The 10,226-nt window shown below is 53.0% G+C and carries 10 protein-coding genes; 9 read left to right on the top strand and 1 reads right to left on the bottom strand.

What is annotated here, in order from left to right; all coding sequences use genetic code 11:
- The 9 genes from pilO2 to FFS64_RS30780 all read left to right on the top strand — a co-directional run.
- A partial coding sequence (gene pilO2 / locus FFS64_RS30820) for a type 4b pilus protein PilO2 (RefSeq protein ID WP_171017170.1) occupies positions 1-732 on the top strand: 732 nt, incomplete at its 5' end.
- Positions 719-1,258: a hypothetical protein gene (locus FFS64_RS30815; protein WP_137808416.1), complete on the top strand. Its 540-nt coding sequence runs from the start codon at positions 719-721 to the stop codon at positions 1,256-1,258. The genes pilO2 and FFS64_RS30815, both read left to right, overlap by 14 nt.
- A gap of 14 nt (positions 1,259-1,272) precedes the next feature.
- Positions 1,273-2,952: a GspE/PulE family protein gene (locus tag FFS64_RS30810; protein ID WP_137808415.1), complete on the top strand. Its 1,680-nt coding sequence runs from the start codon at positions 1,273-1,275 to the stop codon at positions 2,950-2,952.
- The gene (locus FFS64_RS30805) at positions 2,949-4,013 is read left to right on the top strand and encodes a type II secretion system F family protein (protein WP_137808414.1); all 1,065 of its coding nucleotides are present in this window, start codon (positions 2,949-2,951) and stop codon (positions 4,011-4,013) included. The genes FFS64_RS30810 and FFS64_RS30805 overlap by 4 nt, the downstream gene beginning before the upstream one ends.
- Before the next feature lie 17 nt (positions 4,014-4,030).
- Entirely contained in the window at positions 4,031-4,642 is a 612-nt protein-coding gene (locus tag FFS64_RS30800) for a type 4 pilus major pilin (protein ID WP_137808413.1), read from the top strand.
- A 6-nt stretch (positions 4,643-4,648) separates the two neighbouring features.
- A complete protein-coding gene (locus FFS64_RS30795; protein WP_137808412.1) occupies positions 4,649-5,536 on the top strand; it encodes an ATPase, T2SS/T4P/T4SS family in 888 nt (295 codons plus the stop codon).
- An 11-nt stretch (positions 5,537-5,547) separates the two neighbouring features.
- Positions 5,548-7,227 (top strand): hypothetical protein, encoded by a 1,680-nt coding sequence (locus FFS64_RS30790; protein ID WP_137808411.1) that lies wholly within the window; start codon positions 5,548-5,550, stop codon positions 7,225-7,227.
- 14 nt (positions 7,228-7,241) lie between these two features.
- A complete protein-coding gene (locus tag FFS64_RS30785) occupies positions 7,242-8,927 on the top strand; it encodes a bifunctional diguanylate cyclase/phosphodiesterase (protein ID WP_137808410.1) in 1,686 nt (561 codons plus the stop codon).
- Positions 8,927-9,388, top strand: a complete 462-nt coding sequence (locus FFS64_RS30780) for a lytic transglycosylase domain-containing protein (protein ID WP_137808409.1) — start codon at positions 8,927-8,929, stop codon at positions 9,386-9,388. The genes FFS64_RS30785 and FFS64_RS30780 overlap by 1 nt, the downstream gene beginning before the upstream one ends.
- A gap of 61 nt (positions 9,389-9,449) precedes the next feature.
- Here the strand turns inward: FFS64_RS30780 and FFS64_RS30775 are convergent, their stop codons facing one another.
- Positions 9,450-9,713 carry a helix-turn-helix domain-containing protein gene (locus FFS64_RS30775; protein WP_137808408.1) on the bottom strand — a complete coding sequence of 88 codons (264 nt, stop codon included), beginning with the start codon at positions 9,711-9,713 and terminating at the stop codon, positions 9,450-9,452.
- Positions 9,714-10,226: the final 513 nt, after the last annotated feature.

Genomic DNA, 10,226 nt, shown 5'->3' with positions numbered 1-10,226 from the left:
ATTGCGATCGGCGTCGTGCTTGTCATTTTGGTGTGTGGTTATTACGCCTATCAAATCCAAGCGGAAGAGACCGCCCGAAGAGAAGCGGCGCAAATACGTCAGCGAGATATCGCTCAGCGCAAGCTGGAGCTGGCCACAGCGGTGAATACAGCCATCAACGCCAGACTCCCGGCGCGCATAACTGTGCCGGCCTACCTCGAAACGACAAGCAATATTCCGCGCTCGCTGGCTGGCTGGAGGTTAGCCAAAGTTGAATGCGCAGGGCCAGGCTGCACGTTGACCTACAAGGCGCAGGCTTTTGCGACATGGGCAGGCTACATGAAGGCCAAACCGGCAGAGTGGCCAGCACCAACCTTCGACGGTGACATTGAAAAGGTCACTCAGCCTATCCCGGTACCGTTTCCTCCATCCGCACCGCGCGCCGCAGATACGTTACCTCAACGCGAAAAAGTACGGATGGACCTTGGCAACCTGGCGCAAGTCTCGAAAACCATCGGCCTAATAATCACGTTACCGAATGCATGGCAGCGCGTAGCCGGAAACCCCGCGGTGTCGAGCCCCGATGAGCAATGGGTGCCGATGCTCGGCGCCTTTAATGCGACAGGTTCGTCCGTTTTGTTGAGCGACCTCGTTAAGCGATTACCCGAAGTTGCCGACGTCACGACCGTGACTTTCGAGCTTAACGAAAAACTCAACTTTGACCTGAAGGGGAACGTCTATGCGAATCCGTGAATTGGCCATTTCCATATTGCTGTTGCCTGCATTGGCGAGCGCAGCCGATGTGACCCCACTCGATACGTCCACCGACACTTTCGGGAAGCTTCTTGGCAAGCAGGCTCAGCTGATGGAGTCGGAATTGGATATGAAGATTCAGCAAAACCGAAACCAAGCGGCAGGTACCAGCCTCGGGGGGGTAACGCCCTTGCCAGGTGCAAAACAGGAAGTGAATGAGCAAGAGCCCACTGTTGAAGCGATCTGGGGTCTGGTTGGCAAAGAGGTCGCAGAGATCAACTACAAGGGACGGCATCTGCCTGTGTCTATGCAAGAGCCGTTTATTTCGAAAATTGACGGCTGGAAGCTCGAAAGCATCAAGCAATTCGAAATCACCTTAGTTCGCGTGAGCGGTAATCGCGTTATTCAGCGAAAAACCGTGATGCTGGATTGGCAAGGTGGGCAGGGCAACCAGCCATCAACGGCGCCGTATATGCCTCAACCTTCGGTCATCACTCCGCCGATTATGTCGCCAGTCATTCGCTGACTGCAGGAGCAATCATGAAAAACATTTGGCACACCCTCCGAGGCAATCGCCGGCGCAAAGGAACGTCATTGGAAGACGCAGCACAACAATCCGCTCGGGTGGTTGGGCTCATGCGTCAGGCCGCACGGGCGAAGACGCGTGATGACTTGCCGGCGTTCCGCGCACCGATGACTAAAGTGCATGGTGTCGTCGGTAACGACCTTTCGGCTGTGGCTGCCGTCGACCTCGGCGGCCGGGAGGCAATTATCCTCGCTTCCGAAGGCGCTGTCGGACAGCGCTTGCATATGGAACTGCGGCGCCGAGTTGTAGAAGCTGGCTACAAGCTGGCTCAAGAACGGCTGGCTGACGTTGCGTTGATTGCGGAAATCAATAACGCGATTACTAAAGAAGACATTGACAACAAGGCCAGCGATGTACGGCCTATTGTTGAAGAAATGATCCGCGATGCGATCAATGAAAAAACGACAGACATTCATATTTGCTGCCGTGAAACCAGCGGCATGGTGTTGTTTCGAATTCATAGCCGTATCTACCAGTACCACGGCTTCGATGTTGTGACCTGCGAACAAGTTGCCGGCTACATGTTTACACAAATGGCTGACTCCCGTACGCGAAGCCAAGGATCGTTCGCGCTTGAAGCGAAGTCTTTGAGTTGCATGATCCGCACAACGGTGAACGGCACGCAGTACAAGTTGCGTTATAAGTTCATCCGAGTAGCCGATGGTTGGGATGTCATAATTCGTATCTTGGCGGTGGAAACACCTGGCCAACGCAACAAAACCTTCGCAGAACTTGGCTACGAAGAGTCGCAAATCAAACAGCTTGAACTTAGTGTTGGTCGTTCTATCGGCCTTATCGCGATCACGGGGCCAACCGGGTCGGGCAAATCCACAACACTAAAAACAATGATGGAGTTCGACCCGAAACGGCTTTCCAAAAAGCGCTATTCAGTAGAGGACCCTGTTGAATACAAAATCTTCGGTGTCTCGCAAATCTCGATTCAACGCAATGATCACCAAGATGATGACGCCGGGGACAATGAAGCCATCGGGGTATTGCGGGACATTCTTCGCGGTGACCCGGACGATGTCATGGTCGGCGAAATCCGCGACCGGGTTATGACGCAGATGATGGCTGACTTTGTGCTAACTGGGCACAAAATCTACACCACCATCCACACCTCATCAGCAATCGAAGTAGCCATACGCCTCTTTCGTCTCGGACTCGATCGGCATGTACTGGCAGCTCGGCGATTCATCTCTGCTCTGGCTTTCCAGCGGCTTCTGCCGGTGCTATGCGATCACTGCAAAATTCCAGCGAAGGATGTATTGCCCGAGGGTAAATTGAGTCTTCTGGCCCTCAAGTTTCGTTTGAGTACTGACAATATCTATTGCTCTTCTGAGTCGGGGTGCGAACACTGTAACGGGCGAGGAATTACCGGCTCCACCGTCGTTGCGGAAATTATCACTCCAGACAAAGTTATCCGGCAAAAAATTGCTGATGGCCTGGACGAAGAGGCTGAACTGTATTGGCGGCAGAGCCGGACCACGCGTTTTGATAATGTGGACATGACCGGGAAAACTGCATTTGAGCATGCCTTATACAAAGTGGCGTCTGGTCAAATCGACCCGCGCGATCTTGAGCAGGAATTTGAGCCGCTCGAAAGTTACGAATTGGTAGAGGTTGATCTATGAACCTCGATTTCAAGGTGTGCCGCTTCCTCTTTAATTTATTTTCCGACAGTCGCCAAGAGTTTTACGAAGACTTTGCTTCTGCTTTACGTGACGGGGCTTCAGATCAGGAGCGTTTGAAAAAGTTGGCCGCCCGTTCGCGTATGCGAAAAACAGGATGGGCTCCGCTGTACGAACACTGGCTCCGCAAAATGCGGCGTATGACCTTTGCTCACGCGCTGCAACACACGGTGCCCGACTACGAAGTAATGGTTCTAACAGCTGCGGAAGAAGATGGCCGGCTTGAGGAAGCGATGACCTATCTAGGTCGCGCCATTCGACTGTCAGGAAAGATCAAGGCAAGCTATTTGATGTCATTGATTTCGCCGGTCATGGCGTTCATTACGATCATTGGCTTTTTCGTATCGTATGCAGTGGTAATTGCGCCTCAAAACTTGCAATCGCTACCGCTAGAAAAATGGCCGTACATCAGTCGTCAGTTGTACGCAGTATCTAATGCACTTGTGGACGATGGTGTTTTGCTCGCGGTTGGGATGGTGATTTTGTCTTGGTGTGTATTGTGGAGTCGTCCTAATTGGCGCGGTCGTATTCGTTCAAAGTTAGACAAAATTCCGCTATTACCCTGGAAGGCATACCGCGAACGCGAGGCAAACAATTTTCTAGTCTCTCTCGCCATTCTTTTGCAATCGAACAACCATGGCATGAAGGAGGCAATGGAAAGGATGAAGCAATTTGCAAGTCCTTGGCTCGGGTGGCACCTCTCACTCATGTTAAAGCGCTTAGAGCTCACACCAAACATGCCAGCACGCGCACTTGACACTGGGCTGTTTTCCGTCCGTGTGATGGACCGGATCGAAGACTATTCAGAACGAACTGACTTCAATAAGGCAATGCGCATGCTTGCCTTTGATCACGGCGATAAAGAAGTTCAGGCGGCAGAGCGCCAGGCCGTTATAAGTGGTTATCTTGCCATGGGAATCATATCCATGGTGTTAGGCGTGATCGTGTTGGGTAACTTCGAGTTTAACCAAGCGATGGAAACTTATATTCAAGCAATTCGCTAACCAAGGAGCAATATCCTATGACCATCAACCCACAACAGGACATCAATATGGAAATCACTAATGTGAACAACATGAAAAAAGGTCTGTCGCGTCTCGGCAAATCCAAGCAAGGTGGTTTCGGACTGCCAGAACTTGCAATCGTACTGATGATTGCCGCATTGATTGCGGCCGCTGCGTTTGTAGTTGTGCCTCGCATTCTCGCAAGCGTTCGCGCGGGCAAGATTATTGACGAATTCAATACGGCGATTCCGGCCATACAAACGGCTTACCAAAACCAAACTTCGTTTAACAGCCTGACTACTGCTCAGGTAGCTCAAAACGGTTGGTTGAGCAGTAGTTTTGTTGAGTTTGCAGGTGGCGTGCCGACGGGCAATTTGCTGACCCAGTGGGGCACGCTCACTTTTGTTCCAATCTCGTCCGGCTCCCAGGGGCAGGGCTCGATGAACAATATCCCGACAAAAGAATGCGTCAAGATCGGGACTAACTTCACCAATGACCTCTACCTGACGGCCACAATCAATGGCACGGCGGTTAAAACCGGCGTGAACAACGTTGACTTGACTGCTGTCGGTACACAGTGCAGTTCGACGCCAAACAGCACCATCATTTTCACCTTCGGTCGCGCGTAACTCACAATGACGATGCCTCTAATCACTGATGTGCACCTGTCAACTGACGGCCACGGCACGCCGATCGTTTTTCCAGGGCAAAAACCGGCGGCAGCTGAACATCAAGAATTGATCGATCAGCTCGTTTCCGCTGTCTCCAATAACCCGGACCGGAAGAAAGTAAAACTTGCAGACGGCAGCCGTTGGCGAGTCCAACGCATGCGCAAAGGGCGTTATGCGCTTCGTGGGCTGCGGGAAAGCTGCCCTGACATTGACAACTTGGGTTTGCCGCAGTGGGTTAAGGCGCTATTGCTTGGGTCGAAGTTACGTGAGACTGGTGGTTTAGTTTTTATTTGTGGTCTTACCGGTGCCGGAAAGACCACCACCTTCTCCGCAACAATAGCAGCCCGATTGCGCCTTCACGGTGGTTATTGCCTGACTATTGAAGACCCCCCAGAGGATCTGTTGGAAGGTGAGCACGGTCCAGGTTATTGCGAACAAATTGACGCCGACGAAGTCGGCGGATACGAGAACGCGATTCACGCTGCGCTACGCTGTTTTCCGGCAAAGGATTCGTCGATGTTGGGATACGGCGAAGTCCGCGATTCATCAACAGCTGCGCAGTTGTTGCGACTTAGTGGTGATGGTCATCTGGTGTTAGTCACAGGGCATTCGAAGACGATTCCAGCGGGCCTTCAACGTTTGGCCGCAATGGCTCGGGCGGCCGGCGAAGAAAATGCCGATGAGTTGATAGCTACCAGTTTCCAACTGGCGGTGCATCAGCGTTTTGACCAAGAAGGCAAGTTGGTGGCCACCGCTTTGCCGCGGGATAACAAGGTTACTGCACTAATCAAAGAGGGCAACTTCGCTGCATTAGCCCAAGAAGTAGATCGCGCGCAATACAGTAACCACTAGGACGGACGACGATGAAACGAAAACAAGCCGCGCACCTATCTCCTTTTCGGAAACAGGCCGGATTCTTAACAGCGCAACTGGCAATTGTAGTGCTGCTACTCTCCATTGTTTCCGCTTATTACGGGCAACGGTATGCGCAGGACACTGTGCGCCAAAGTCGGGATGATAGGGCTCGGCTTGTTGGGGCGATGTTGTCAACGGTGAACGATGCGACGAAGACTTATGCAACAACGTTTTTCACGCAAATTCAGCTTGGACAAAATGTCACGCGAAACGGTTACACCCTTCCGCCTGCGCGCCTCCTCGCACCCACCACAGCCGATCTGAACGCCCTCGGTTTTCTGGCTTCCAGAGCGGTGAACCCCGTTATTTATAATGGCCAATCCGTGGGTATCAAAGTTCAACTCACGGTGGACACATCGAGCGGTTGCACGGTGCCGACCTGCAACCTGCCGTTCCAAGTGACGACAACGGTTCCGTTGCTTAATCCCAGCAACAACACGGTGGACATCCGCCGCGCAACAATTGCAGCCTCAACTGCTAGTCCTGGCAACGCTGGTGTGTCTATGCCGGCATCGTTTGGGGGCAACCCTAGTCTTTTTGTTACGAGCAATGGAACGCAAACCGGTACAAACCCCGGCGGCATCGCCGGCCTTATCTCCGTGAGCAATGGCTACGATAGTTCAGGCTTCTTTGTGTTTGATCGCCGTGATGGCAGTCTGCCCAGAACGGGCGATATCAACATGCAGGACACGTCCGGTGTGAAACACAATATTAACAACGCCGGTAATATTAATTCGGTGTCATCTGTTACGGGTACGCTGCAAGTTACCGGTCTTGCAGTTGAGGGGCAGGCATGTACACAGGTCGGGTTGATTGCAGCAAACGCAAGCGGAAAGCTACTGGGTTGTAATGGCATTGTTTGGGGCAAAGCCACAGATATGCCGAATGCGCATCGGTACCTTTTTACCTCCTCAACTACCTGGACTGTACCGCAAGGGGTTAAAAGCGCATTGGTGACAATGGCTGGCGGGGGCGGTTCGGGTTACGGCTGGCGTTTCACAAGTCACTATTCCACAGGCCCTTCTGGCGGATTCGTATTCTCCGCACCCGTGAACCTCGTCGAGGGAGAGACGATGACAATTACGGTCGGAGCCGGTGGAATAGGTATGTATCCGTCTCCGACCGCAACACCAGTTGTAGGGTATCCGCAGTATCGCGTTTATGCGCCACCCCCAGGTGATGACGGTCTTGCTGGCTACCCTGGCGGGGCAAGCATGCTGGTTTCGCCAAGCAAAGGAATTTTGCTTGAGTGCGACGGTGGCAGCGGTGCCACTCCGGGGGGAGTTGATAGTTTTACTGGTACGCCAGTACCCGGCAATGTTCCCGGTGCGATAGCCACTTCTGGATTCCCGTCCTACCCCGCGCCTAATCGCGTGGCAAGCGGGCCATATGTAACAGCTGGTGGCCCCGGTGCTTGTGGTGCTAACAGCTATGGCGTTGGCAACCCCGGTAACCAGAGTTACAGCATGGCATCCGGTTATTACGTTGGTGGAATGTCGCCGTTCGGATATGGAAGTGGCGGCGCTATTGGCGTTTCGGGATGCTATGTAAGTCCAACCCAAATGGGTACATGCGTCGGTGCATCTAATGGCCGCGCCGGAGTTGTGATGATCGACGTTCTTTATTGAAGAAGGGGAAAAGCATGTTCAGAGAAATACTTTCTAAGTTGCCTTCGCCGGTACTCTTTGTTGGCACTGGTCAAGACGAGATTACCTATGCAAACAATGCCGCTGTTCAGCTTTTCGCTCCCGCTGCGCTTTATCGGGTTCGCATGCATGATTTGCTCGTAGACGATCAGCAACGCTCAAAGTTTGACGCGTTTATTTCGGCCGGCGATGAAACGGGTGAATTTTTCTTCAATGCGGCAAACAACGTGCAACCTGAAGGGTTGGACTATCCCGCAACGACGATCAGGGCTGTTGTTATGCGGTCCACGGTTGCCAATGGCATTGCCTATCTTATTCGGCCGTACGACGACAACTCGAACGCGGTCGGAGGTATGTGGCAAATAGCTCAATTCGATCCTTTGACCGGCCTACCGAATCGCGATCTGATGCGAGATCGGATAGAGCAGGCCATTCATGCTGCAAGTCGTTTGGACCAAGCATTCCTCGGGGTGCTGTTCGTGGACTTGGACCGCTTCAAGAAGATCAACGATACCTATGGTCACGCGGCGGGGGATGCAGTCCTTGTTGAAGTCGCGAGGCGTCTACGTGGGTGTCTGCGAGAAAGCGATACCGTTGCTAGATTCGGTGGAGATGAATTTGTTGTATTGCTCAGCAATCTGCGCGCAATGGAAGAGACTGCGATCGTTGCCGAACGCATCCTTGACGCTTGTTCTCGACCGATTGTGGTCGGGGACAACATCTTTCAAATCAGTGCGAGTGTGGGTGTCGCTGCATGGCCTGGCGATGGGAAAACTGTGGATGAGTTGCTGCAGAACGCCGACCTTGCGATGTACAGCAGTAAAGGCGAGGGCCGCAATACCCTTCGGTTCTACAACGCGGAAATGAACGAAAAGGCTGAAACGCGCGCCACGGTCGAAGCTGAGCTTAAGGAAGCGCTACGAGACGGAGACTTTGTCCTGCATTACCAGCCGCAATTCTGTGCTCACACCAACCGTATTGTCGGGGCCGAGGCGCTCATTCGTTGGTGTCATCCAACGCGCGGTCTTATTCCGCCCTCATCGTTCATTCGGTTTGCCGAAGAATCCAATTTGATCACTCCGATCGGTGACTGGGTTCTAAAAGAGGCTGTGCAGCAGGGCCGCCGCTGGAAGGACATGGGACTAAATTTGCGGGTCGCTGTTAATTTGTCGGGTCGCCAGTTTGTGGATTCCTTGCCTGCTCGTGTGAATGAAGTCCTCGTGGAGTCTGGATTCCCAGCGTCGCTATTAGAGTTAGAGCTTACTGAAAGTTTCCTTGTGTCCGATACCGATAAAGCTGCGCGGATTCTGCATGCTCTGCGCGATCTTGGCGTGCGGGTAGCCCTGGATGATTTCGGTACCGGATGGTCATCGTTGAATTACTTAAAAAATTTCCCCGTGGACACGCTCAAAATAGATCGATCGTTTATTGGCTCGACTGCCAGTGAATTCGATGGACGCATCGTTCGGGCAATTCTGGCAATTGCACGAGAGTTCAACCTCACCACGCTAGCCGAAGGCGTTGAAACGGACGAACAATTGGCGAAGCTGCATGAGTTGGGCTGTGACGCCTGGCAAGGATTTCTGCTATCGAGCGCAATACCACCCGATGACCTGACCGACTTTTGCCGGCTTACGGATATGTCCATGAACCGATTCACTATGACCCAGGGGAGCCGGTGATGGACTTGTTAACTCTGGTGATGGTGTGCGCGCCTTTCGTGTCAAATAACACGATGCTTGCGGTTATTCATCAGGAATCGGGGGGCAATCCTTGGGCGATCGGCGTGAATGGCGACCACAAATTCCAAAAAGCCGGAAACTATTCGGAGGCGATTCTGGAGGCCAAGCGCTTGATTGCCAAGGGCGCCAATATCGATATGGGATTGATGCAAATTAACTCGAAGACGATGGTGAATCTTGGCCTTACAGTCGAGCAGGTATTCGACCCTTGTACAAATACCTATGCGGGAGGTGTTGTATTAACCCGTAATTATGTGAGGGCTGCGAAAACTCATCAAAACGATCAGGCTGCGCTGCAAGCCGCGCTTTCTGCTTACAACACTGGAAATTTCTCGAAAGGCTTCAAGAATGGATATGTGAACAACGTTTTAAGGCATGCAGCTAAGTACCCCAGCTACTGAACGGCCAGCTTAAGTAACCAGGCATCGTCTAGATCGGGCGCAATGATTGGCGCTCTGGATTTCAGCGAGATTCATTTTTTCTCGCTAACTCGGCCTCAATAAGGACAGATAGCTGCGTCAAGGATATTTTCATAACTTGGCAAAGGCGCATTAGTGTATCAAGCGTGGGAGAGCGTTTACCGCGCTCGAGGAGACTGAGAAACGACCGATCCATTTTTGCCTCAAAACCCAGTTTTTCTTGAGACAGCCCTAAGCCCTTGCGCAGATCAGCAAGTACGCAGCCAAATGCGACGTTGTGGTCAAGAATTTTAGGAGTTGCTTTCAAAATGTTGACCCATGAAACCAGGCCGGGATTGTCGGGTTTCTGACTAAAGTCGTCAGCGGACTATTGTCCGCAGTGGGATCATTTCGATTTCGCCATCACAGTTCTGTGTAGTTTACAGGTGTGGCATTGCGCTACTACCGATGGTGTTAGCAGTTTTGACAGATAAGCAGTGCTAGAGCGAAAAGCGAATGACGCTGGCTACTGGACGTCGCTCGAACCCCCCGCGCCGATCGAGCGCGGATCTGCTGGCCAACACCTCACCCCTCTCCTGGATGTGCTTCACCGGCCTCGATCACGATCACCTGCAGCAACCGCCGACGCCGCCGGCATCGAGCAGCTGACCAGGTGCTGGCCCGGGCGCGTCGACCGACGTGCACCAGGTGCGTGATCAGCCGCGGGGAAGAGCAGGGCAGGGCACGGCCACCGGCGCCGCCGGCACCTGCAGGAGCACCGATCACCCACGAACCCCACCGCCTGCACGGGGATCCCCTGACCCATCCCCTAACACAGACC

It is taken from the genome of Pseudomonas sp. G(2018) (assembly GCF_005502415.1).
In the GTDB taxonomy this organism is placed as follows: domain Bacteria; phylum Pseudomonadota; class Gammaproteobacteria; order Pseudomonadales; family Pseudomonadaceae; genus Aquipseudomonas.
This window is presented reverse-complemented; position numbering and strand designations above follow the sequence as displayed.